At 66.6% G+C, this 24,584-nt stretch carries 18 protein-coding genes and 1 pseudogene; 7 read left to right on the plus strand and 12 right to left on the minus strand.

The genetic code is table 11. The features are described from left to right. Nucleotides 1–183: 183 nt before the first annotated feature. The 6 genes from AC07U1_RS07990 to AC07U1_RS08015 all read right to left on the minus strand — a co-directional run bounded on the left by AC07U1_RS07990 (nucleotide 184) and on the right by AC07U1_RS08015 (nucleotide 9,822). Nucleotides 184–3,696, minus strand: coding sequence for a TonB-dependent receptor (locus AC07U1_RS07990; RefSeq protein WP_495176893.1), 3,513 nt, complete (start codon nucleotides 3,694–3,696; stop codon nucleotides 184–186). A 269-nt stretch (nucleotides 3,697–3,965) separates the two neighbouring features. Next, nucleotides 3,966–5,234, minus strand: a complete 1,269-nt coding sequence (gene clpX / locus AC07U1_RS07995) for an ATP-dependent Clp protease ATP-binding subunit ClpX (RefSeq protein ID WP_056345428.1) — start codon at nucleotides 5,232–5,234, stop codon at nucleotides 3,966–3,968. A 212-nt stretch (nucleotides 5,235–5,446) separates the two neighbouring features. Further along, nucleotides 5,447–6,097 carry an ATP-dependent Clp endopeptidase proteolytic subunit ClpP gene (gene clpP, locus AC07U1_RS08000; RefSeq protein ID WP_056345431.1) on the minus strand — a complete coding sequence of 217 codons (651 nt, stop codon included), beginning with the start codon at nucleotides 6,095–6,097 and terminating at the stop codon, nucleotides 5,447–5,449. A 137-nt stretch (nucleotides 6,098–6,234) separates the two neighbouring features. Beyond that, nucleotides 6,235–6,573: a ferredoxin FdxA gene (gene fdxA, locus AC07U1_RS08005; RefSeq protein ID WP_056345433.1), complete on the minus strand. Its 339-nt coding sequence runs from the start codon at nucleotides 6,571–6,573 to the stop codon at nucleotides 6,235–6,237. Between the two features lie 171 nt (nucleotides 6,574–6,744). Continuing rightward, nucleotides 6,745–7,044: an RNA-binding S4 domain-containing protein gene (locus AC07U1_RS08010; protein ID WP_056345436.1), complete on the minus strand. Its 300-nt coding sequence runs from the start codon at nucleotides 7,042–7,044 to the stop codon at nucleotides 6,745–6,747. Further along, a complete protein-coding gene (locus AC07U1_RS08015) occupies nucleotides 7,045–9,822 on the minus strand; it encodes a helicase-related protein (RefSeq protein ID WP_495176892.1) in 2,778 nt (925 codons plus the stop codon). It abuts the gene before it with no gap. 280 nt (nucleotides 9,823–10,102) lie between these two features. Between AC07U1_RS08015 and AC07U1_RS08020 the strand changes: the two genes are divergently transcribed. The 5 genes from AC07U1_RS08020 to AC07U1_RS08040 all read left to right on the plus strand — a co-directional run bounded on the left by AC07U1_RS08020 (nucleotide 10,103) and on the right by AC07U1_RS08040 (nucleotide 15,870). Then, nucleotides 10,103–11,662, plus strand: coding sequence for a M23 family metallopeptidase (locus tag AC07U1_RS08020; RefSeq protein WP_187142204.1), 1,560 nt, complete (start codon nucleotides 10,103–10,105; stop codon nucleotides 11,660–11,662). 85 nt (nucleotides 11,663–11,747) lie between these two features. Continuing rightward, nucleotides 11,748–12,746: a porphobilinogen synthase gene (gene hemB / locus AC07U1_RS08025; protein WP_495176891.1), complete on the plus strand. Its 999-nt coding sequence runs from the start codon at nucleotides 11,748–11,750 to the stop codon at nucleotides 12,744–12,746. Nucleotides 12,747–12,807: 61 nt separating this feature from the next. After that, nucleotides 12,808–15,057: a spermidine synthase gene (locus AC07U1_RS08030; protein WP_495176890.1), complete on the plus strand. Its 2,250-nt coding sequence runs from the start codon at nucleotides 12,808–12,810 to the stop codon at nucleotides 15,055–15,057. Continuing rightward, nucleotides 15,054–15,608, plus strand: a complete 555-nt coding sequence (locus tag AC07U1_RS08035) for a gamma carbonic anhydrase family protein (protein ID WP_495176889.1) — start codon at nucleotides 15,054–15,056, stop codon at nucleotides 15,606–15,608. Before AC07U1_RS08030 ends, AC07U1_RS08035 begins: the two co-directional genes overlap by 4 nt. Nucleotides 15,609–15,732: 124 nt before the next feature. Continuing rightward, complete coding sequence (locus AC07U1_RS08040; protein WP_156377606.1) at nucleotides 15,733–15,870, plus strand: hypothetical protein; 138 nt, start codon at nucleotides 15,733–15,735, stop codon at nucleotides 15,868–15,870. A 64-nt stretch (nucleotides 15,871–15,934) separates the two neighbouring features. Here AC07U1_RS08040 and AC07U1_RS08045 read toward each other — a convergent pair whose 3' ends face one another. From AC07U1_RS08045 to AC07U1_RS08070, 6 genes are all read right to left on the minus strand, one after another. Continuing rightward, the gene (locus AC07U1_RS08045) at nucleotides 15,935–16,513 is read right to left on the minus strand and encodes a urate hydroxylase PuuD (RefSeq protein WP_495176888.1); all 579 of its coding nucleotides are present in this window, start codon (nucleotides 16,511–16,513) and stop codon (nucleotides 15,935–15,937) included. Nucleotides 16,514–16,734: 221 nt separating this feature from the next. Continuing rightward, nucleotides 16,735–17,415, minus strand: a complete 681-nt coding sequence (locus AC07U1_RS08050) for an inner membrane-spanning protein YciB (protein WP_495176887.1) — start codon at nucleotides 17,413–17,415, stop codon at nucleotides 16,735–16,737. Next, nucleotides 17,412–18,338, minus strand: a complete 927-nt coding sequence (ftsY, locus tag AC07U1_RS08055) for a signal recognition particle-docking protein FtsY (RefSeq protein ID WP_495176886.1) — start codon at nucleotides 18,336–18,338, stop codon at nucleotides 17,412–17,414. Before ftsY ends, AC07U1_RS08050 begins: the two co-directional genes overlap by 4 nt. Then, entirely contained in the window at nucleotides 18,335–19,558 is a 1,224-nt protein-coding gene (locus AC07U1_RS08060) for a MiaB/RimO family radical SAM methylthiotransferase (protein ID WP_495176885.1), read from the minus strand. The genes ftsY and AC07U1_RS08060 overlap by 4 nt, the downstream gene beginning before the upstream one ends. Further along, nucleotides 19,555–20,361, minus strand: a complete 807-nt coding sequence (gene dapF / locus AC07U1_RS08065; protein WP_495176884.1) for a diaminopimelate epimerase — start codon at nucleotides 20,359–20,361, stop codon at nucleotides 19,555–19,557. Before dapF ends, AC07U1_RS08060 begins: the two co-directional genes overlap by 4 nt. A 165-nt stretch (nucleotides 20,362–20,526) precedes the next feature. Beyond that, a complete protein-coding gene (locus tag AC07U1_RS08070; protein ID WP_056345462.1) occupies nucleotides 20,527–22,158 on the minus strand; it encodes a putative bifunctional diguanylate cyclase/phosphodiesterase in 1,632 nt (543 codons plus the stop codon). A 278-nt stretch (nucleotides 22,159–22,436) separates the two neighbouring features. Here AC07U1_RS08070 and ffh point away from each other — a divergent pair, with 278 nt between their 5' ends. Both ffh and rpsP read left to right on the plus strand, forming a co-directional pair. Next, nucleotides 22,437–23,897, plus strand: a complete 1,461-nt coding sequence (gene ffh / locus AC07U1_RS08075) for a signal recognition particle protein (RefSeq protein ID WP_495176883.1) — start codon at nucleotides 22,437–22,439, stop codon at nucleotides 23,895–23,897. 45 nt (nucleotides 23,898–23,942) lie between these two features. Next, a pseudogene (rpsP, locus tag AC07U1_RS08080) lies at nucleotides 23,943–24,410 on the plus strand (30S ribosomal protein S16); the annotation flags it as partial. Nucleotides 24,411–24,584: the final 174 nt, after the last annotated feature.

Below are 24,584 nucleotides of genomic sequence, written 5' to 3' on the forward strand. Positions count from 1 at the left end.
GTTCCCCGGCGAAGGCCGGGGTCCAGGGCGTGATAATGCAACGCCGCCTTTCCACCGCTCTGGGCCCCGGCCTTCGCCGGGGAACGGAAATGGCCGACCGGCCTCTCCCCACCGCAAAGCACCCAAAGAAAAAGGCGCGGGAGTTTCCTCCCGCGCCCCGATCTTTTGCCGTTGGTCGTACGATTAGAATTCGTACGACACACCAACCTTCAGGCGCCACACCGACGACGACACGTTGATGCCGTTGTCGTTGTTGAAGTCGGCCAGCCCGTTGACGTTCGAGATCACGTAACGGCCCTGATTGTCGACCGCAGCAACAGCCGGGTTGGCAGTGCCGGCAGCTCCGCGCCCAGCAGTTGCGATGTCCTGAAGCCCCGCAAAGTTGCGGCGACGCTGGACGTTCCAGTCCTGGTCGAGGAAGTTCAGGAAATTGTCCATCGTGGCATAGAGCTTGATCTTGTCATTCTTCCCGAACAGGCGGCCGGGACCCGGGATTTCCTGCGAGAAGCTGAGGTCGATGTCGAAATACCAGTCGTTAAGGCAGGTGTTGCGATCGATCGTCCGGCCACGATATTTCTGCGCGCATCCGATGCTCGAGATCACGCTGTTATAATCGTCGCGGTTCTGCGCCGCGGTGCGGAGGACCGCACCGGCCGAGCTCAGCGTGTCGAGGAATACAACGTTCGGATCGTTCGGACCGGTCGGAATATAAGCCAGCGCGTTGTCGCTGCCCGAAGCGTCGTCGTTGAACTGGGCCGAACCCTGGAAGGTCAGGCTGTACGGACGACCCGAACGGGCGACGAAGGTGACCGCGAAGCGCGTCGACAGATCCTCAAAGAACTCCTCGCGGAAGGCGAGGCGCGACGAGATATTGTGGCGGCTTTCATAAAAACCGCGGGTCGCGGCCGGATTATTGCGGTCGAACGCGGCAACGAGGTCATAGTTGGACCCCGCCGTCGAGTTGTACATGCTCCGGCGATCCTGCGAGTCGGTGTAGGCGTAGCCGATGTTGAAATCGACGCTGCCATTTTCGGTGAACAGTCCGCCGTTGAAATTCTTCGACAGGATGATCGACGCGTTGTGGCTCCGGAAACCGGCGCTGTTGGTCAGCTGCAGTTCGTCGTCGCGGCTGGTGTTGAAGCAGACCGCGTTGACATTCTGGTACACCGGACCCGGGTTCAGGCCGACCAGCTTCGCCGTACAGCCAACAACATTCGGATCGATCGAGCGATAGATCGGGCGACCGTCGACCGTATAGCCGTTGAGGCCGAGCGCCGGGTTCACCGTCTGCGACAGGTCGACGATCGTCAGCGGGTTCTTATACTTGCTGTAGATATAGTCGAGGTTGAGGTTCCAGCCGCTGAAGAAGCCTGAGGGGGCGAAGTTAAGTTCCGAATTGAAACCAATATTGGCGCGCAGCACCGTCGGCATCTTGATGTTCGGGCTGATCGACTGGGTGTCGCCAAGACCGCGGGCCGCGTTGGCTGACGCCGACTGCTGGAAGCAGGCCGGGACGCCGGTGAACTGACCGTTGACGACAACGTCGATCTGGCCGCCGGGGCCGACGAGGCCGGCGCAGGCCGCGTCGCGAGACGTGCCGGTGGCAAAGCCGCGGCCGTCATTCTGGAAAGCGTTGCCGAACCACACGACCGGATCGCCGCCCGAGAAGATGCCGACGCCCGTCGTCAGCTTCGGCCGGCCGAACACGGCGAAATCGTCCATGTCATAGGTCAGCGCGAGGCGCGGCATGATCACCGGCGCCAGGTTGCTGAAGCTGGTGTTGTTGGGAATGCCGTAGCGCTGCTGGAACACGGAGTTCAGCGCCGGGCGACCGCCATCATACCAGTCGGCGCGCACACCGATTACCGCGTTCAGGCGATCGGTAACTTCCCAGTCGTCCTGCGCGAAGATCGAGTAGATGCTGCGCTTGAAGGCCGCTGCGGCGTCGTTAACGTCGCCGGTCGCCGAGAAGTTGCCGAACGCGCCGACGGTCGTGCCGTTGACGACGTTGTTCGGGGTGGTGCTCGTCGAGTTGGCGGTCGTGCCGGGCGACAACAGGCCGGCGCGAAGGTCGTCGATATTCTTGAATACCAGCGTGCCGGTGGCATTTTGGACGAACAGGTTGAACAGGTTGGCCTGGTTCAGTTCAAAACCGACCTTCAGTTCATGACGGCCCGCGACGAGCTTCGCGACGGCGCGATACTGGTCGATATCGGTGCGCAGGTCGTTCGCCGAGCGCGAGTTGCCCGGACCGGCGAGAACCGTGCCATTGGGCGTGCCCGACGCATTCTGGATGCCGACGATGATACGCGGGATCGGGTTCGCCGACTGGGCTTCACCGCCGCCGATCGGATCTTGGCGGTCACGCACTTCCGAGCGCGAATAGCGCAGTTCGGTCGAGAAATTGTCGGTCCACTGCGAATAGAGGCGTCCCGAATAATAGTCCGACTTTGTACCGCTGGTGTAGAAGGTATTGAGGCCGATCGCCTGCGGCGAGGTGCCGGTGAACAGGTCGTCCGGGCGGGTCGACCCTTCCTCGAGACGCTGATAGGTCAGCTCGAGACGATGGTCGTCGTTGACCTGCCAGTCGAGGCGACCGAAGTAGCGATCGTTCGAGAAGGGACGGCTCTTGACCAGCGGGCCGGTCTCGACGCCATAGACGCTGCTCAGCACGTCCGAGATTTCCTGGAACTGCGCCGCAGTGATGCCGCGCTGCTCGTTCGGATAACCGGCGCCGACCGGGCCGTCGTCCTGCGACTGACCGGCTTCCTGATGCTCATAGGCGCCGAAGATGAACAGGCGGTCCTTGATGAGCGGACCGCCGGCCCACACGCCCCAACGCTTTTCGGGCTGGATCGGAGCGACCGACAGGCCGCGGACGCTATCGCCGCGCATGCCGTTGTCGGCATATTCGAAGAAACCGCCGAACTTGTAGTCGTTGGTACCACCCTTGGTCACGACGTTGATGGCACAGCCGGTGAACTGGCCATAGTCGACGTCGAACGGCGCGAACTGGATCTGCGTTTCGCGGACGGCGTCATAGGGAATCGGGGTCGACGAACGCGACGAGAAGCCGGTGTCGTTCAGACCGTAGATGTCGCCTTGGCTGATGCCGTCGACGGTGAAGGCGTTGCCGCGGTCGTTACCGCCGAGGCACGAGATGCGGTCCTGGCCCGAGCCGCCGTCATCGCGGTCGAGGCTGACGCGCGGATCGAGGCGGATGATGTCGCGGATGTCGCGGTTGAACGACGGCGCGCTTGCCAGCACCTCGGCGGTGAAGCTGGTGCCCGGGCCGACTTCGAGCTGCGTGACGCGGACGCGGGTGCCGGTGACGACGATCTCGCCGCCGCCCGATGCCAGCTGGAACCGAAGGTCGGTGTTGCCCTGCAGGGTGGTATAGATTTCGCTCAGCGACTGGCCTTCAAAGCCATCGGCATTGGCCGAAACCGAGTAAGGTCCGCCGGTGACGAGGCCGCTTGCGGTGAAGCGGCCGTCCGAACCGGCGACGATGGTGCGCGCGGCGCCGGTGCGGGTGTCGGTGATGACGACCGTCGCGCCGCTGACCGGCGCGCCGTTGTCGTCGCTGACCTGGCCCTGGATACCGGTCGTGATCTGCTGCGCCTGCGCAGGCACGGCGACGACGGTCGCCACGCTGATAGCCATCAGGCTAGCGGCGATCGAATAACGAAGTTTCATGAAAGTCCCCTTTGGTGTGCATTCGGCAGGCGCACGATCTTGGGGCGCGCCTCAACCTGCGAGCGCCCCTGAAGCCCGCATGTGGCACGATTGTGACAGCAAATGTGACAGTGCAAGCCGCGCGCGGCGGGCCGCGGGGCGTGGCAACGAAAAAGCGCGAATTTGCGTCGCGCCCTCCGACTTATCCACAAGCCGCAGTGCGTTTTTCCGGGTGACTGTTGCTGCAATGCAACATCGTCGGCGCGCGCCGATCCGGCGCGCGCCGCGACTCAGGCGGCGTCGCCGGCCTCTTTCGCCTTGTCGGCATAGACGCGAACCGGGTCCTTGCGGCCCTCGACGACATCCTTGTCGACGACGATCTCGACCACGTCGGTCAGGTCGGGCAGGTCGAACATCGTGTCGAGCAGGATCGCCTCGACGATCGAGCGCAGCCCGCGCGCGCCGGTCTTGCGTTCGATCGCCTTTTTGGCGACCGCGACCAGCGCGTCGTCGGTGAAGGTCAGCACGACCTCTTCGAGGTCGAACAGCTTGCGATACTGCTTCACCAGCGCATTCTTGGGCTCGCCCAGAATCTTGACCAGCGCGTCGATGTCGAGATCCTCGAGCGTCGCGATGACGGGCAGGCGGCCGACGAATTCGGGGATCAGGCCGAATTTCAGCAGATCCTCGGGTTCGATATTCTTCAGCACTTCGCCCATGCGGCGCTCGTCGGGGCCGGCGACATGCGCGCCGAAACCGATCGACTTGCCCTGCAGGCGGTCGCCGATGATCTTTTCAAGCCCGCTGAACGCGCCGCCCGCGATGAACAAGATGTTCGTCGTGTCGACCTGCAGGAATTCCTGCTGCGGATGCTTGCGTCCGCCCTGCGGCGGCACCGACGCGGTCGTGCCTTCCATCAGCTTGAGCAGCGCCTGCTGCACGCCTTCGCCCGACACGTCGCGGGTGATCGAGGGATTCTCGGCCTTGCGGCTGATCTTGTCGATCTCGTCGATATAGACGATGCCGCGCTGCGCCTTTTCGACATTATAATCGGACGACTGGAGCAGCTTGAGAATGATATTCTCGACATCCTCGCCGACGTAGCCGGCTTCGGTCAGCGTCGTCGCGTCGGCCATGGTGAAGGGCACGTCGAGGAAGCGCGCGAGCGTCTGTGCGAGCAGGGTCTTGCCGCTGCCGGTCGGGCCGACGAGCAGGATGTTCGACTTCGCCAGTTCGACCTCGTCGCCGCGGCCCGAATTGGCGAGGCGCTTGTAGTGATTGTGCACCGCGACCGACAGCACGCGCTTGGCGGTGTTCTGGCCGATGACATAATTGTCGAGATGCTGACAGATTTCGAGCGGGGTCGGCACCGCGCCGTCCTTGCGCGCGGCGACACCGCCCTTGATCTCCTCGCGGATGATGTCGTTGCACAGCTCGACGCATTCGTCGCAGATGAAGACGGTCGGCCCGGCGATCAGCTTGCGCACTTCATGCTGCGATTTGCCGCAGAAGGAGCAATAGAGGGTGCTCTTGCTGTCGGAGCCAGAGAGCTTGGTCATAAAATTCCTTTTGGGGTCGTGCGAAACGCCGCAAAACCCATGCTGGCGCCGCCCCCGCTGGAGGCGCCGCCGATCATCCTAGCCCCCGCCAACCCAATTACAATATGGCAATTGGGTGACATTGGCACAATGTCCCGGCTAGCGACTGGCGGCGAACGGGGCGTCAAGAAACGCGGTTACCACGTCCTTGCCGCCCGTTCGCCTGTGTCATTTCAGGGCGTCGGCCCTTCGCTCACTTCCTTGGGCGCGTCGTCGCCCGGGGCGCCGGGACGGCGGTCGAACACCTGGTCGACGAGGCCGAATTCCTTGGCCTCTTCGGCCTCGAGGAACGTGTCGCGGTCCATCGCCTTTTCAATGTCTTTCAAAGACTTGCCGGTGTACTTCACATACAGGTCGTTCATCCGCTTGCGGATGCGCAGGATCTCGCGGGCCTGGATCTCGATGTCCGACGCCATGCCGCGCGCCCCGCCCGAAGGCTGGTGGATCATGACGCGGGCGTTGGTCAGCGCGACGCGCATGCCGGGTTCGCCCGCGGCGAGCAGAAAGCTGCCCATCGATGCGGCCTGACCGACGCACACCGTGCCGACGCGCGGCCGGATATATTGCATCGTGTCGTGAATCGCCATGCCCGCCGTGACCACACCGCCCGGCGAGTTGATGTACATATAGATGTCCTTCTTCGGATTTTCCGATTCGAGGAACAACAGCTGGGCGGTGATCAGCGAGGCCATCTGATCCTCGACCTCGCCGGTGACGAAGATGATCCGTTCGCGCAGCAGGCGCGAGAAAATGTCGAAGCTGCGTTCGCCGCGGCTCGTCTGCTCGACGACGACGGGAACCAGGGCGGCGAGCGGGTCGATCATGGAAAATTCGTCCTTCGTTATTCGGGATGCCGCGTCAGGAATCGACGGGCTGGCCCCTCCGCTGCCTTACATCGGCGCCAAGCAGGACGGTTTCAAGGGGGCAAAAGGGGCGGACATCGTGCCGCCCCGGATCGCAATCAGTCGCCTTCGCCGGGTTCGGCGGAGAAGAGCTTCTCGAACTTGCCTTCGACGCCCTTATACTCGTCGGCGTCGGCGGGGCTGTCCTTCTTGACCGTGATGTTCGGCCATTCGGCGCTGAACTTGGTGTTGATTTCCAGCCATTTTTCCAGCCCGCTCTCGGTGTCGGGCAGGATCGCTTCGGCGGGACATTCGGGTTCGCACACGCCGCAGTCGATGCACTCGTTCGGGTTGATGACGAGCATATTCTCGCCTTCGTAGAAGCAGTCGACGGGGCACACCTCGACGCAGTCCATATATTTGCACCGGATGCAGGCGTCGGTGACGACATAGGTCATGGGTTGGCTCCCTCGGTCGGCGGCATCGCGCCGCCTGTTTGTTGCGATTCCCCGCCTCCTATGCCGCGCGGCGGCGACGCGTCAACGCTTTCGGGTAGTTGCGAATCACTCTCACTCGATAGGCGCGCCGCCGCCGTTTGACGGCACAGCTTTTCTGGTCGCGTCGATAGATTAGTTGCCGATGGCCGACGTGTCGCTGCCCAGCCGCACATAGCAGGCTTGCGCCTCGGATGCGGGGCCGCGGCGGTCGGGGAGGGCGAGCAGGCGGACCACCTCGATCCGCTCGCCGACCGGCAGCACCAGGACCTGCCCCGCGTGGACCGGGCACGAGGCGCGCGTCACGCGCCGCCCGTCGAGCCTTATGTGTCCCGCCGCGACGATCGCTTGTGCCAGACTGCGTGAACGCGCCAGGCGCAGATACCAGAGCAGCTTGTCGAGCCGGATGCTCCCCGTGGCGCTCGGGTGGGTCATTCAATCCTTCCGCGCATCCGCCAGCATCGCGGCGAGGCCCGCGAAGGGGCTGTGCGGTGACGGTCCGCGTCGTGCCGGGCGGTCGGGGCGATCCGGCCGTGGCGGCGGGGGCGGCGGCGCGCCGCCCGGTTTGCCCGTCTTGTGCCGCTTGTCCTTGCGCGGCTTGGCGGGCGCCACGACGGGCTGGCCGGTCTTCGCCGCCGCGTCGGGCCGCGCCGGGTGCGGGCGCCGGCCTTGCTTGCGGCGCGGCTTCTTGTCGCGGCCGCGATGTCCCGACCAGCGCCAGCGGTCGAGTTCGGGCTCGCCGACGCTGCGAAAGCCGAACGCCTGGAGCAGCCCGCGCCGCGCGCCGGTGTCGAGTCCCAGCGAGGTCGCCAGCGCCGGGTCGATCGCGAAGCCGGCGGGCGGCGGGGCCGCCGCGACCTCGTGTCCGCCATGATTCTCGTCATGCTCGTCGCCACCGGCGATCGGTGCCGGCGGCTTGGCATCGGCCTGCAACCGCGCGGCGTGCGCCTGGCGCGCCAGCCGCTCGGCCATGTCGATCCGCAGCCAGCCTTCGCCGCAGCGGCGGAACCCCGCGATGCCGAGTCCGACGACGGGGCCGTCCTTCTGCCACACCGCGCCATGCGGCGGCAGCACGGGCAGACGCCCACCCTGCTGCGCGGCGAGCAAGGCGGCGCGCCAGCGCACCGCCTCGGGTTTCAGCAGCAAGGGGTGGAACAGATCGAGCGAGCCGATCGTCAGCCCGATCTTGCGCAGCAACGGGCGTTCCTCGGTGCTCATCGCGGCGAGTTGCTCGTCGACGCCCGTGCGCGCAACAAAGCCGCCGCCATCGACAAGCGCGGCGAGCAGTGCGCGCACGCGCGGCGGGGTGAACAGGTCGCCGGCGGCTTCGCCCATCGCGGCGAGCGGGCCGGCGTGGCGTGCGAGCTGCGCCGCGACGAAGCGCTGCAACCGCTCGACGATCGCCTGCACCTGCGGCACTTCGAGCCGGCGCAACGCCGGTTCGATCAGGATCGCCGGCTGGACCAAAGTCGGCCCCTTGGCGAGCGTCGCGACGACATCGCCGTGCCAGGCGATTCGCGGCGTCTCGCCCGCCACGCTGACCAGCGCCAGCGCCGCCTCCTCGCTCTCGGCGAGCGCGGTCGCCCGCCGCGCCATCTCGGCGCGCAGATGTTTCTCGGCCGCCGCGAGCAGCAGCCGATGGTCGCTCGCACGCGCCTGCGCATCGACCTTGAACTGAAACCCTTTCAGTGTCCCGATCGCCTCGCCGTCGACCGCAACGGTGCCGTCGGCGCCGACCGCGACCGGCAGCGCGGCGTGGCGCTGCCCTGCATCGCGGATCAGCAGCGCGAGCCGCCGGTCGACGAAACGCTGCGCTAGGGCGGCGTGCAGCGCGTCGGACAGCCGCGTCTCGAGCACTTGCGTCTGCGCGGTCCAGCCCGCCGCATCGGCGATCCAGTCGCCGCGCTGGGCGATGAAACAGAGCGTGCGCACCGCCGCGATCCGGCTCGCGAGTTGATCGATGTCGCCCTCGACGATGTCGAGCCGTGCCAGCTTCTTCGCGAACCAGTCGGGGTCGATCATCCCGTCGCCGCTCGTCCGCCACTGCCACAGCTTGAACACGGTGCGGCTATGATGCTCGGCGCCCAATTGTTCGAAATCGGGCAGGCCGCAGGCGTCCCACAATCGCGCCACCGCATCGAAGTCGCCGCCGCGCGCACGGACCTCCATGTCTCCCGCCAGATGCTTGAGCACCGCCAGGTCGACCGCCTCGGGCGCCGCGCGCAGGCGGGGGTGCGACGGCGGCTGCGCGAGGTCGGCGAGCAACTGGTCGAGCGTCGCATAGCCCGGGTTGGGCTCGCGCCAGTAGACGCTCTGCAGCGGCGGGAAATGATGCCCCTCGATCGCGTGGATCTCCTCGGGGGTGAAGCCGCCCTGCGGCAGGCCGACGGTCCCGAATGTCCCGTCCTGCTGGTGCCGCCCGGCGCGTCCGGCGATCTGCGCCATTTCCGACACCGTCAGCCGCCGCAGCCGCCGCCCGTCGAATTTCTGCAGGCTCGCAAAGGCGACATGCTGGACGTCGAGGTTCAGCCCCATGCCGATCGCGTCGGTCGCGACGAGGTAATCGACTTCGCCGGCCTGGAACATTTCGACCTGCGCGTTGCGGGTGCGCGGGGACAGCGCCCCCATCACCACTGCGGCGCCGCCCGAAAAACGGCGCAGCATTTCGGCGATCGCATAAACCTCCTCGGCCGAGAAGGCGACGACCGCCGAGCGTTTGGGCAGCCGCGACAGCTTGCACGTCCCGGCATAGCTCAAGGTCGAAAAACGCGGCCGGGTGATGATCTCGGCCTCGGGCACCAGGTCGCGGACGAGGCCATGGATGCTCGCCGACCCCAGGATCATCGTCTCCTCGCGGCCGCGGGCGCGGAGCATCCGGTCGGTGAAGACGTGGCCGCGTTCGGGGTCGGCGCCAAGTTGCGCCTCGTCGATCCCGACGAAGGCGACGTCGCGCTCGATGGGCAGCGCTTCCATCGTGCCGAGCAGGTAGCGCGCGTCGGGCGGCATGATCCGCTCTTCGCCGGTGACCAGCGCGACCTGCGTCGGCCCCTTGATGTGGACGACGCGATCGTAAACCTCGCGCGCCAGCAGGCGAAGCGGAAAGCCGATCATGCCGCTCGAACGGGCGGTCAGGCGCTCGACCGCCAAATGGGTTTTGCCGGTGTTGGTGGGGCCAAGGACGGCCTTGACCGGGCTGGATGCGGGAGACGACATTTTCTTAATGGCCAAGCTGGCATGGCCCGCGTTGCGGTGCAACAGCGGATCGACGGATGGCGCCGTGAAAGGTCATTTTCTTTTGTTTCACGTCATATCCCACCTCGGCCACGGCTCGCCGCAAGCGCTTTCGTGCCCCGGCCCATTAAATTGACTTTAACGACCTTTCTTTACAGACGAGCAGTCGGAAACAACATCGGCGGCGTTCGCGCGGGAGGCGGGAGCGGCGATCCGAGTGGGGGTTGCAGTCTTGTTCCAGCGTCACGAACCCATCGCGGGCATGACCGGCAATGCCGCCGCGCTGTCGATGACGCAGGCGATATCCTTCGGACGCAACGGCGTCGTCGACCCCGCCCCCGACCTCAAATGGCATGAAGGCTGGCGCGACCGGCTCGCCAATCTCGACCTCGCGCCCGACCTCGGCGACGATATCGGGTCGCGGACATGGTGGCGCGGGCTCGCGACGCTGACCGCGCTGTGCGCCGCCGCCATTTCGACCTTTCCCGGCATCCAGCCGCTGCAGGCCGGCGGCGCCCCGGCGCTCGCCGCCGCCGATTTCAACGAAGCCCGGGCGCAGATGATCGTACCGCTCGCGCTCGGCGGCGACACCGGGCGGCACATGGCGGCGACCGACGCCGTCCGCCCGCTCACCCAGACCCCCGAACGGCCGCAAATCGAACTCACCGCCACGCTGGGCAGCGGCGACAGCTTCGCGCGCCTGCTCGAACGCTCGGGCGTTGGCAGCGCCGATGCGCAGGCGCTCGCGAGCCAGGTGTCGGGCGCGGTGCCGCTCGCCGACATCGCACCGGGCACGCGCATCGACCTGATCCTCGGCCGCCGCGCCGCGCGCACCATGCCGCGCCCGGTCGACGCGCTCGCGATGCGTGCACGCTTCGACCTGCGTATCGAGATGGAGCGCGTCGATGGCCGCCTCGTCATGCGCCGCATTCCGATCGCGGTCGACGCGACGCCGCTGCGCATCCGCGGCCGCGTCGGTGACAGCCTCTATCGCTCGGCGCGCGCCGCCGGCGCCCCGCCCGAGGCGATCCAGGCCTATCTCCGTGTCATCGGCAAACAGATTTCGGTCGCCAGCGATGTCCGTGCCGGCGACGAATATGACATCATCGTCGACTATCGCCGCGCCGAAACCGGCGAGAGCGAAGTCGGCAAATTGCTCTATGCCGGACTCGTGCGCGGCGGAAAGCAGAAGCTGTCGATGATCGAATGGAATGTCGACGGCCGGGTGCAATGGTTCGAGGCATCGGGCGCCGGCGAGACGCGCGGCGGCATGGTCCGCCCGACCAACGGCCGCCAGACCTCGGGCTTCGGCATGCGCCGCCACCCGATCCTCGGTTACAAGCGTATGCACAGCGGTGTCGATTTCGGCGGCGGCTATGGCGCCCCCATCTATGCGGTCAGCGACGGGGTCGTCTCGATCGCCGGACGCCATGGCGGCTTCGGCAATTTCGTCAAGCTCAGCCATGGCGGCGGCGTCGGTACCGGCTATGGCCATATGAGCCGCATCGCGGTTCGCCCCGGCCAGCGCGTCAACCGCGGCCAGGTGATCGGCTATATCGGTTCGACCGGCCTCTCGACCGGCCCGCACCTCCATTTCGAAGTCTATCGCAACGGCGTCGCGGTGAACCCCGCGACCGCCAGCTTCGTCACCCGCGCGCAGCTCGAGGGCAAGGCGCTCGCCGACTTCCGCGCCCGTATCCGCCAACTCACCGCCGTGACTCCGGGCGCCGCGCTGACCCCGGTGGCAGCGAAGCAGGCCGAAGCGCCGAAGCTCGGGAGCCTGTCCGACGTTGCATCGAAACGCGTCGGCGGCGGCATCTGACCAGCTTACCGCTCCCCCCGAAGGGGAGGGGCCTTAATAGCCAATATCCATTGGCCCTGTGCCATCACCCCGCTATGCACGCGCCATGACTCGCGCCACCTTTCCCGACCTCCGCCTGCGCCGGACCCGCCGCACCGCATGGAGCCGCGCCATGGTGCGCGAAAATCACCTCACCCCCGCCAACCTCATCTGGCCGCTGTTCGTTTGCGCCGGCGAGGACGTCGAGGAACCGATCGCCAGCCTGCCCGGCGTGTCGCGCTGGTCGGTCGACCTGATCGTCGAACGCGCGGGCGAGGCGATCGCCGCGGGCATCCCGTGCCTCGCGCTCTTTCCCTATACCGAGGCCGACCGGCGCAGCGAGGATGGCGCCGAGGCGCTCAATCCCGACAATCTCATGTGCCGCGCGGTGCGCGCGATCAAGGCGGCGCATGGCGACGCCATCGGCGTGCTCACCGACGTCGCGCTCGATCCTTACACCAGCCATGGGCAGGACGGGCTGGTCGACGATGACGGCCGCGTCCTTAACGACGAGACGGTCGAGGTGCTCGTCGGCCAGGCACTGAACCAGGCGCGCGCCGGTGCCGACATCATCGCCCCCAGCGACATGATGGACGGCCGCATCGGCGCGATCCGCGCCGCCCTCGAGGGCGAGGGTTTCGGCCATGTCCAGATCATGAGCTACGCCGCCAAATATGCCTCGGCCTTCTATGGGCCGTTCCGCGACGCGGTCGGTTCGCGCGGGCTGCTCAAGGGCGACAAAAAGGGCTATCAGATGGACCCCGCCAACGCCGAAGAGGCGCTGCGCGAGGTTGAAATGGACTTGGCCGAGGGCGCCGACAGCGTCATGGTCAAGCCCGGCCTGCCCTATCTCGATATCGTCCGCGCGGTGAAACAGCGCTTCGAAGTGCCCGTCTTCGCCTATCAGGTGTCGGGCGAATATGCGATGATCGAGGCCGCGGCGGCGGCCGGCGCGGGCGACCGCGACGCGCTCGTCCTCGAAACCCTGCTCGCCTTTCGCCGCGCCGGCGCCTCGGGCGTGCTCACCTATCATGCGCTCCACGCCGCGAGACTGCTTGGCGCATGATCCGCTCTGCCTGGGCCTTTCCGACTGAGCCTTTCCGTTTGAACAAGGGACCGACCCGATAATGACGGCAACACCGCGGCGCTGGCTTTTCGTGCTGACCATCCTGGTCGGCAGCTTCCTTCTCTTCCAGGTCCAGCCGATGGTCGCGCGCATGGTGCTGCCCAAATTGGGCGGCGCCCCGGCGGTGTGGAACAGCGCGATGCTGGTCTATCAGGCGCTGCTGCTCGGCGGCTATGCCTATGCGCATTGGCTCGGTCGCTTCCAGGTGCGGCGCCAGGCGATGATCCATGTCGCGCTGCTGCTGCTCGCCGCGCTGTGGCTGCCGATCGGCATCGCCGCCATCGCGCCGCCGGCGCCGGGGCAAGAGGCGCTGTGGGTGCCGTTGTTGCTGCTCGCCTCGATCGGCCCGGTGTTTTTCGCGGTCTCGGCGCAGGCGCCGCTGATCCAGCGGTGGTTCGCCGCGGACACCCGTGCGGGCGATCCCTATTATCTCTACGCCGCCTCGAACCTCGGCAGCTTCGCGGGGCTGATCTCCTACCCCGCGCTGGTCGAACCCAATCTGCCGCTCGCAGCGCAAAGCTGGGGCTGGACCGCCGGCTATGCACTGCTTGTCGGGCTCGTCGCTGCCGCTGGGGCGGCGCGCTGGCGCAGCCATGCGGTCGCGGCCGCGGATACCGCGCCCGTCGCCGACGAACCGCGCCCGACGCTGCGGCGCCAGCTCCACTGGCTGCTCATCGCCGCCGTACCGTCGGGGTTGATGCTGTCGACGACGACGCACCTCACCACCGACATCGTCGCCATGCCCTTGCTGTGGGTGCTGCCGCTCGGCCTCTATCTGCTCAGCTTCGTGGTCGCCTTTTCCAACGCCGACGCCCTCAAGCAGACCTTCCGCGTGCTCGCGCCCGCGGTGCTGCTGATCGCGGGCGGACAGGCGCTGCTCAGCACCGGCGGCGGGTCGATGCTCGTCGCGCTGATGAGCCTCGTCATGCTGTTCGTCGTCGCCACCGCGCTCCACGACTATCTCCACCATCTGCGTCCCGCGCCGCAGCATCTGACGCTCTTCTATCTCGTCATGTCGGCGGGCGGCGTGGTCGGCGGCCTCTTTGCGGCGCTGTTTGCGCCGTTGCTGTTCGACTGGGTCTATGAACATCCCTTGCTGGTGCTCGCGGCGGCCGCCTTGCTGCCGCTGCCCGCCTTCCTGCCGTGGAACGAATGGCTGAAGGTCCGGAGGCCTTTGCCCTTCGTCATCGTCATGCTGCTCGTCGCCGCCTTCGCCTGCTGGAATCTGGCGCAGGGCTGGGATGGCACCTTCCAGGGCAGCAATGGCCTTTGGGCGGGGCTGATCCTGCTCATCGGCCTGCTCGTCATCGGCTGGCGCTGGGCCTATGTCACCGCGCTCGCGCTGCTGATGCTGGGGGTCGGCGGGGTCGATACGCTCGAAAAGGGCGAGCATGGCATGCGGACGCGCAGTTATTTCGGCGTCTATACGGTCACCGACGACCCGCAAAATCATCAGCGGCGCCTTGCGCACGGCACCACGCTGCACGGGCTTCAGCGAACCGAGCCCGGACGCGAGATCGAACCCACCACTTACTATGGCCATCAGTCGGGGGTCGGGCTGACGCTCGACAAGGCCAACGAACTTGCCGGCCCCGATGCCGCGGTCGGCATCGTCGGGCTGGGGGCGGGCACGCTGTCCTGCTATCGCAAGCCCGGCCAGCAATGGACGATCTTCGAGATCGACCCGGTGATGGTCGACATCGCGCGCGACCCGTCGAAATTCACCTTCCTTTCGAACTGCGCGGGCGACACGCCGATCGTCATCGGTGACGCGCGGCTGCAGATCGAAAAACGGCCCCCGGCGCAGTTCGATATCCTTGTGATCGACGCCTTCTCGTCGGATGCGATCCCCCTCCATCTGCTGACCGAGGAAGCGATCGGCATTTATGCCCGCGCGCTCCAGCCCGACGGGGTGCTGCTCATCCATATCTCGAACCGGTTCTTCGATCTGGAACCCGTGCTCGCGGCTGAAGCCAAGGCGCGCGGGTGGACCGCCGCGATTCGCATGGATACCGCCGGGCAGGACGATCCGACGAGCGCGCTCACGGGGTCGAACTGGGTCGCCTTTACCGCGACGCCGCAGCGGATGGTGCAGTTGACCGGGGGCATCCGTCCGCGCGAAAAAGCGTTCGACAACGGCGTCTGGGTACCGCTCGAGGCACGCGGGGGATTTGCGCGATGGACGGATGATTATGCCTCGACTCTGCCGATCCTGATCTGGAAGAATATCATCGGAGGCCGCAGCGAATGACTCGAACCGACATCAGCATCATCACAGTCAACGGCAAGACGCCGCGGATCGACCCCAGCGCCTTCATCGCGCCCGGTTGCCGGATCATCGGCGACGTGACGATCGGCCCCGACGTCAGCATCTGGTATAATTGCGTGCTGCGCGCCGATGTCAGCCATATCGTCGTCGGCGCGCGCTCGAACATCCAGGACGGGACCGTCGTTCATTGCGACGGCCCGATGCCGCACCGCCTCGAAGGCTATCCGACGATCATCGGCGAGGATGTGCTGATCGGCCATCTCGCGATGGTCCATGGCTGCGTGCTGGCAGACCGGGCGTTCGTCGGGCTGAAAGCGACGGTGATGAACGGCTGCCGCATCGGCAGCGACGCGATGCTCGCCGCGGGCGCCTTGCTCACCGAGAATAAGGAAATCCCCGGCCGCGAACTCTGGGCGGGTTCGCCCGCGCGCCGCGTGCGCGAGATCGGCGACGAACAGGCCGCGGGCATGCAGGCCGGCGTCGCGCATTATGTGCTCAACGGCCGCATGCACAAGGCGGCGGTCGAGGGCTGAGTTTGCTTTTTGGTCCGCTGTGACGGTCCGCACAATGTTTCGGCAGGCAAGGCCTAAGCTGGGTCCATGGCGAGCGAATCGACGCTCGCCATCCCGCGATCCTTTTCTGACGAGGAACATTGAGATGACCAAGAAAGTCGATCCCAAGACCAAGCAGCCGAAGCCCGTCGAACTGAACGACGATCAGCTTTCGGAAGTCGCCGGCGGCAGAGCGCGGAAGGCCGCGCCGGCTGCACCGGCCGCGCCTGCGCCGATGATGTAATTCCACTCGCCGACGCGGCCCGGGCTTGCCTCGGGACGCGTCGGCGATCTGGAGGTCGTCTCGATCAGCCCAGGTTGGCGTTCACCATCGCATAGAGCATCGGGATCGACAGCAGGGTGTTGGTCCGCGAAAAGATCATCGCGGTCTTCGCCGAGGCCGCCTTGGTCGCATCGTCGGCCGCGACGATGCCCAGCGCCTTCTTCTGGTTCGGCCAGATCAGGAACCAGACGTTGAACGCCATGATCAGGCCGAGCCACATGCCGACGCCGATCAGCTTGTACGGCTCCTGCAGCGTCAGCGCGGGAACGAGATATTTGGCGTGACCCGCGATCGCGAGGCCCAGCACCACCGTCGCCGCCGCCGCCCAGCGGAACCAGAAAAGCGCGGCCGGCGCGATATGCTTCGACACGCCGGGCTTCAGTTCGGCCGGAATCTTGGGCATTGTCGGGATCTGGACGAAGTTGAAATAATAGAGCAGCCCGATCCACAGCACGCCGAAGAAGGTGTGCAGCCAGCGCATGATCGCATTGCCCGCAGCGATGCCGTCCTCGAAATTCTGGCCGTTGAGGCCGAGCATCAGGATGATCGCGAGCACCAGCCCCGCACCCAGCACGGCGTGCAGATTACCGAAAAATTTGTCCATGAAAGTCCCCCTCGCTTGTTATGAGGCGCGGCGCGACCCGGTGCCCGGGCAAGGCTATGCCAGCGACGGGGGCAAGGCTCAAGCTTGCTGCAAAGGATCCTCCCTGTCGCGAAGCGATGGGGGAGGGGGGGAGGGGCGGGCAACCTTGCGCCATAGCCCCTCCGTCAGCGGCTACGCCGCTGCCACCTCCCCATGGCTGCGCCACAGGGAGGATTAGCTGGTCAGCCCTTGTCCGTCGCCGCTTCCTCGGGCAGCGCGAGGCCGTTCTTGATCATCACCGGCAACTGGGTCAGCGTGAACAGGAAGGAGAGGGCGGTGATCCCCCACACCTTGATCGTCAGCCATGTGTCGAAGCTGAACTGGCCCCGCTGGATCAGCACATACATGATGTGATTGGCGACGCCGAGGGCGAGGAAGAACAGCCCCCAGTTTCGCGACAGCAGCATCCAGCCGCGTTCCGTGATCCCGTCGAGCGCCGACTGGAGCAGATATTTGAGCATCGGCTTGCCCGCGAAATAACCGCCGAGCAGCAGCGCGGCGAAGGCGCCATAGATGATCGTCGGCTTCATCACGATGAAGCTTTCGTCGTGGAAATAGACGGTCAGCGCGCCGAAACCGATGACGAGGATGCTCGACAGCCACAGCATCGGCGAAATCTTGCCCAGCTTCCACTTCGATATGATCATCGCGGCAACGATCGCGATCATGAAGGCGACGGTGCCCTTGATCGCCGCCGTGGTCGCGGCAAAGGCGCCGGTGCCGCCCGAACTCAGCTTGTAGACCGCGAAGAAGATCAGCAGCGGGGCAAAGTCGATCACGAAATTGAGCCAGCCATGCTTGGCGGGCGGCGGCGCGGGAATGGCCTCGGGGCCGGTCGGCAGTTGCTCGAGCGTGTCGCTCATCTGATATTTCCTGCAATGATGCCCGCGATCTCGTCGGCATCGAACGGACGAAGATCGTCGATGGTTTCGCCGATGCCGATCGCGTGAATGGGAAGCCCGTGGCGCTCGGCCGCGGCGACGAGCACGCCGCCGCGCGCGGTGCCGTCGAGCTTGGTCATGACGAGGCCGGTGACCCCCGCGACCTCGCGGAACACATCGATCTGCGCCAGCGCATTCTGCCCCGTCGTCGCATCGAGTACCAGCACGACATCGTGCGGCGCCGCGGGGTTGAGCCGCCCGAGCACGCGCTTGATCTTCTCGAGTTCGTCCATCAGCTCGCGTTTGTTCTGTAATCGCCCGGCGGTGTCGACGATCAAAACGTCGATACCCGTCGCGGTCGCCTGCTTCACCGCGTCGAACACGATCCCCGCGGCGTCGCCGCCCTCGGGACCCGCCATGATCGGCACGCCCAAGCGTTCGGCCCAGACCTTCAATTGGCCGATCGCGGCGGCGCGGAAGGTGTCGCCGGCGACCAGCATCACGCCATAATCCTGTTCCTGGAACAGATGCGCCAGCTTGGCGATGGTGGTGGTCTTGCCCGACCCGTTGACCCCGATCACCAATATGACCTGCGGGCGCGGAAAGGCGTCGATCTCCAGCGGTTCGGCGACCGGGCGCAGCACTGCGGCGATTTCCTCGGCGACGATACGGCGCAACTCCTCGGTCCCGCTCGCCACCGCATCGCGTCGCGCCGCCAGCCGCTCGCGGATCCGCCCCGCCATCGCGGGCCCCAGGTCGGCGGTGATCAGCGCCTCTTCTATGCGGTCGAGATCGTCCTCGTCGAGCCGCGCCTTGCCGGTCAGCCCCGCCAGATTCTCGCCCAGCTTCTCCGACGTGCGTTTGAGCCCGCCGAACAGCCGTTCGCTCCAGCTCGCGCCGCTCATGCTGCAATCTCCGCGGCCAGCCGGTCGCCGTCGCGCGCGCCGATCCGCACCGGCACGATGCTCCCCGGCACCGCGTCAGCGTCCAGCATCAGCCCCGCAAAATTCTCGCCATGGCCGCTCCGCCCGTCGCGTTCGACCAGCATATTCGTCCTCATTCCTGTCAGTCCGTCCATCCAGTCATGCCGCCGCCGCGCATTGGCTTCGCGCAGTATCGCCGCCCGTTCGCGTGCCACGGTCCGTCCAACCTGCGGCATCCGCGCGGCGGGGGTCCCGGCGCGCGCGCTATAGGGAAAGATATGGCCAAAGACGATGTCGCATTCGTCGATCAGCGCCAGGCTGTTCGCGAACATCGCGTCATCCTCGGTCGGGAAGCCCGCGATCAGGTCGGCGCCGATCGCAATCTCCGGTCGCGCCGCCTTGAGCCGCGCGACGAGGTCGACGACCTCGGCGCGCCGATGCCGCCGCTTCATCCGCGTCAGCACCATATCGTCGCCCGCCTGCAACGACAGGTGGACATGCGGCATAACCCGCGTTTCGCCGGCCAGCAGCGCGAACAGCGCATCGTCGATCCGGTTCGGGTCGAGCGACGACAGCCGCAGCCGTTCGATCGGCAGCGCCAGCAACGCCTCGATCAGCGCGGCGAGCGTGGTGCCGCTGTCGTCGCCATAGCTCGCCAGGTCGACCCCGGTCAGCACGATCTCGCGTTGCCCGCGCTCCAGCGCCATGCGCGCGCTTTCGACCACGGCATCGACGCTCGCCGATCGCGCCGCCCCGCGCGCGATCACCGTCGCGCAAAAGGTGCAGCTGTGCGAACAACCCGTCTGCACGCCGAGGAAGGCGCGGGCATGGTCGGCACCCGACAGGGCAGGGGAATAGCTCTTGCTGCGCGCGACCGGCGCCCCGGCGCCATAGCTCTCGGTCAACCCCTTGGCGTCGTTGCGCACCACCCGCGCACCCAGTGCCGCAAAGCGTTCGCCTTCCAGCTCCGCCGCGCAACCGGTCACCACCACATTCGCCTCGGGCCGCTCGCGCAGCGCGCGCCGCACCGCCTGGCGCGCCTGCCGCACCGCTTCGTCGGTCACCGCGCAGCTGTTGAAGATGACCGTATCGCGCGCACCGGCCGCCGTCGCCGCCGCGCGCACCGCCTCGCCTTCGGCGATGTTCAGCCGGCACCCGAAATTGACGACGTCAAGCCCGCCGTCCAAAACCGCAACGCTCATCCGAACTGCGCCCAGTCGGTCTCGCCCTCGAACACGCGCGTCGCGGCGCCGCTCATCACGATCGGCTCGCCGGGGCCCCAGCGGATGATCAGGTCGCCGCCGGGCAGCGACACCGTCACCGGCGACTGGACCTTGCCGGCACGGATCGCCGCGACCGCGGTCGCACAGGCGCCGGTGCCGCACGCCTGCGTCAGCCCGACGCCGCGCTCCCACACGCGCAGTTGCAGCCGGTCGGGACCGTCGAGGCTCGCGACATTGACGTTGACGCGTTCGGGGAACAGCGGATCGGTCTCGATCCGCGGCCCCAGCTCGCCCAGGCCCACCGCATCGGCCTCGGGCACGAAAAAGACGATGTGCGGGTTGCCGACATTGACCGCCGCGCCATGCTCCAGCTCGTCCCACGCCACCGGCATGTCGCGCGTGTCCATCGGCATCGCCAGCGGGATATGCTCCCAGTCGAATTCGGGTTCGCCCAGCACCACCTCGGCGCCGCCGTCGGCGGGCGTCACGCGCAGCATGCCGCCCAGGGTCTCGATCACCGCGGGTTGGCCGATCAGCGTCGCGACACAGCGCGTCGCATTGCCGCACGCCTCGACCTCGCCGCCGTCGGCGTTGAAGATGCGCATCTTCACATCGGCGTGCGTCGACGGTTCGAGCAGGATCAACTGGTCGCACCCGATGCCATGCCGCCGGTCGGCGATCGCATGCGCCCGCGCCGGGGTCATCGCGACGGGCGCCGCGCGCGCGTCGATCACGACAAAGTCGTTGCCCAGTCCGTGCATCTTGGTGAAGCGATCCGCCATATCCCGCGCATGTAAGGCGGCAGGGGCGTGAAGTCTAGCGAGGCGGGACTATTCCAAAGCCTCGTCATCGCGAGCGGAGCGAAGCAGTCCACGGCGCCCTTGCGCAACTCTGGATTGCCGCGTCGCCGTCGGCTCCTCGCAATGACGATTGGAGTGATGGAGGCGTTACGCCGACTTCCGCCGCTCGTCTTCGCTCGCGCCATCCTGTTCGGGCACCAGCGGCGAACGCAGCAGGCCGCGGTCGGCGAGCAGCTTCGCTGTTTCCGCTGCCGACACCGGCTTGCCATAATGCCAGCCCTGCGCCTTGGCGCAGCCGAGCCGGGTCAGTTCGATCGCGGTCGCCTCGTCCTCGACCCCCTCGGCGGTGATCGGCATCGCGAGGCTTTCGCCCAGCCGTACGATCGCGACGACGATCGCCTGCGCATCGGGGCTGCCCTGCATCGCGGCGATGAAGCTGCGGTCGATCTTGATCCGGTCGAACGGCAGTGCGCGCAGGTGCGACAGCGAGCTGTAGCCGGTGCCGAAATCGTCGAGGCTCAGCGACACGCCTTGGTTCTTGAGGCTGGTGACGATCGAGCGCACCAGCGGCAGATTCTCGAACAGCGAACTTTCGGTGATCTCGACCTCGAGCTGGCTCGCGGGGAATCCCGTCTCGACCAGCAGCTTGGTCAGCTTCTGGCTGAACCAGGGGTCCTTCAATTGCTGCGGCGAGATATTGACCGCCAGCGTGATCGACGGGTCCCACCCCTTGGCGATCTCCATCGCGTGGCGCACGACGCGCAACGACAGCTCGCCGATCAGCCCGCTGTCCTCGGCGACTGGGATGAACCGGTCGGGCTCGATCATGCCATGTTCGGGTGAATCCCATCGCATCAGCATCTCGAATCCGACCAGGCGGCCCGTCGCGATGTCGACCTGCGGCTCGAAAAAGGGGACGAATTCGTCGCGCGGCATGCCGCTGCGGATGCCGGTCTCGATCTGGTTGCGGACCTGTACCGCCATTTCCATGCCGGCCTCGAACCAGCAGAAGCGGTTCCGTCCCTCGTCCTTGCAATGATACATGGCGATGTCGGCCTGACGGACCAGCGTGTCCATCGTCGCGCTCGCCTCGGTCGCGAGCGCGAGCCCGATCGACGCGCCGATGCGGATCTGCTGCGCATCGTGGATCACCGGTTCTTCGAGCACGGTGACGAGCTGCGCCGCCAGCGCCTCGATATGCGCCTTGCCCGCCGGATCGAACATCAGCATCGCGACGAACTCGTCACCGCCCAGCCGCGCCATCAGCGCGCTCGGCGGCAGCACGCTGGCGATGCGCTCGGCGGCGACCTGCAACAGGCGGTCGCCCGCGGCGTGGCCATGGATGTCGTTGACCGTCTTGAAATGGTCGAGGTCGAGCAGGAACAGCGCCACATGGCGCTGCTCGCCTGCGGCCTCGACGACCAGCGCCTGCCCCTGTTCGAGCATCGCGCGGCGGTTGAGGAAATTGGTCAGCGGGTCGGTGTCTGCCAGATAGCGGGCGCGCTGTTCGGCCTCGGTGCGTTCGCGGATTTCGCGGTGGAGGTCGTTGTAGCGGCGCCAGCCGAACAGGATCAGCGCGATGTTGAGGATCAAGGTCGCGGCGAGCACCTGGTCGGCGCCGCCGCCGATGCCCGACAGCGCGCGAACGACCGATTGCATGACGCTGCTGCCGGTGCCGACGAACAGGATGATCGCGGCGACGACGATGCCGCCCGCGACGACATCGCGCTTCGCGCCGTCGGCGCGGTCGGGTTGTTTGGGCGCAGCGGCCGTCGCCATATTCGCATTTCCCCACAGACAGCCGGTCTTTTGCGCCCCAAGCGGTGAAATTTGCGTTAAGTGTGGGTCATTCCAATCCTCGGTATCGCTTCGCCACAGGGAGGAGCTGGCTTGCCTTTCTCCGCCCTTTCCCGTAAGGGCGCCCCGTTCCACCGCATTTTGCGGCGGGGCATACACGACATCCGCGACGGAAAACCTGTCCACGGATACCGCTGGTTGGCGAGGTTTCGCTCACCGGCGTGTTTTGCGTTGCGGGCGTCGTAGCAAGGATTTTGGCTGTGTTCGATAGTCTGAGCAACCGGCTTGGCGATGTTTTCGGAAAGCTCCGCGGTCGCGGTGCGCTGACCGAGGCCGACGTGCGCGCCGCGATGCGCGAAGTGCGAATCGCCCTGCTCGAGGCCGACGTCGCGCTGCCCGTCGTGCGCAGCTTCGTCGACCAGGTCACCGACCTCGCGATCGGTCACAATGTCCTGCGTTCGGTCACCCCGGGCCAGCAGGTGGTCAAGATCGTCAGCGACGCGCTGACCGAAATGCTCGGCTCCGAAACCGCCGAGCTCGACCTTGCGGTCACGCCGCCCGCGGTCATCATGATGGTCGGCCTCCAGGGTTCGGGTAAGACGACGACCACCGCGAAGATCGCGAAGCGCCTCAAGGAAAAAGAGCGCAAGAAGGTGCTGATGGCGTCGCTCGACGTCAATCGCCCTGCCGCGCAGGAACAGCTCGCCGTCCTCGGCGCCCAGATCGACGTCGCAACGCTGCCGATCGTCGCGGGTCAGCAGCCGGTCGAGATCGCGCAACGCGCGCTGCAGGCCGCGAAGCTTCAGGGTTTCGACGTGCTGATGCTCGATACGGCGGGCCGCCTCCATGTCGATCAGCAGCTGATGGACGAGATGCAGGCGGTGTCGCGCACCGCCAATCCAGCTGAAACCCTGCTCGTCGTCGACAGCCTGACCGGGCAGGATGCGGTGCAGGTCGCGCAGCGCTTCACCGATCAGGTGCCGCTTACCGGCGTCGTCTTGACCCGTATGGACGGCGACGCGCGCGGCGGTGCCGCGCTCTCGATGCGCGCGGTCACCGGCAAGCCGATCAAATTCGCGGGTACGGGTGAGAAACTCGACGGGCTCGAACTCTTCCAGCCCTCGCGCATCGCCGGCCGCATCCTCGGCATGGGCGACGTCGTCAGCCTCGTCGAGCGCGCCGCCGAAACGATCCAGGCCGAAGAGGCCGAGGCGATGGCGGCGAAGATGGCCAAGGGCGTCTTCGACCTCAACGACCTGCGGACCCAGCTCAATCAGATGCGCCGCATGGGCGGCCTCGGCGCGCTCGCCGGGATGATCCCGGGGATCAAGAAGGCGCAGGTCGCGATGGCGCAGGGCGGCGCCGACGACAAGATGCTCATCCACTTCGACGCGATCATGGGCTCGATGACCGCCAAGGAGCGCGCGAAGCCGGAAATCCTGACCGCGAAGCGCAAGATCCGCATCGCCAACGGCTCGGGCACCAATGTCCAGATGGTCAACAAGGTGCTCAAGATGCACCAGGAAATGGCGACCGCGATGAAGAAGATCCGCAAGATGGGCGGGCTGAAAGGCCTCGGCGCGCTGTTCGGCAAGGGCGGCATCCCGGGCATGGGCGGTGGCGGCATGGGGGGCGGAGGCGGTGGCCTCGGCGGCCTGCCCGGCCTCGGCGGCGGGGCGATCCCGCCCGAACTCGCCAATCTCATGAACAAGAAGAAGTGATTTTAACCGACAACCGAATTTGAATCAGAAAGAAGGAATTACATCATGGCTACCTCCATTCGCCTGTCGCGCGGCGGCTCCAAGAAGCGCCCTTATTACAAGATCGTCGTCGCCGATTCGCGCGCCCCGCGCGACGGCCGCTTCATCGAGCGCATCGGCAGCTACAACCCGCTGCTCGCCAAGGACAATCCCGAGCGCGTCAAGCTTGACGCCGAGCGCGCCAAGCATTGGCTGAGCGTCGGCGCCCAGCCGAGCGACCGCGTCGCCCGCTTCCTCGACGCCGCGGGTGTCCAGGAACGCGCCGCGCGCAACAATCCGAACAAGGCGGTCCCGGGCGAAAAGGCCAAGGAACGCGCCGAGGAAAAGGCTCAGAAGATCGCTGACGCCGAGGAAGCAGCCGCCGCCGCTGCTGCTGCTCCGGCTCCCGAGCCCGAAGTCGTCGAAGAAGCCGCTCCGGCTGCTGAAGAAGCGCCCGCCGCTGAAGAAGCCGCCGCTCCCGAGGCTGCTGAATCGGACGCGACCGGTTCGGTGAAGAGCGAAGCGACCGCCGAAGCCGTCGCCGACGCGGTGGCCGAAGATGTCCCCGCCGACGCGACCGCCGACGATGCCGCCGCGATGGCCGAACAGGCCGCCGAAGGCGGACCGGCCGAAGAAGCTCCGGCTGCTCCGGTCGCTGAGGAAGCGCCC

This window comes from Sphingopyxis sp. GW821-FHT02C12 (assembly GCF_059421785.1).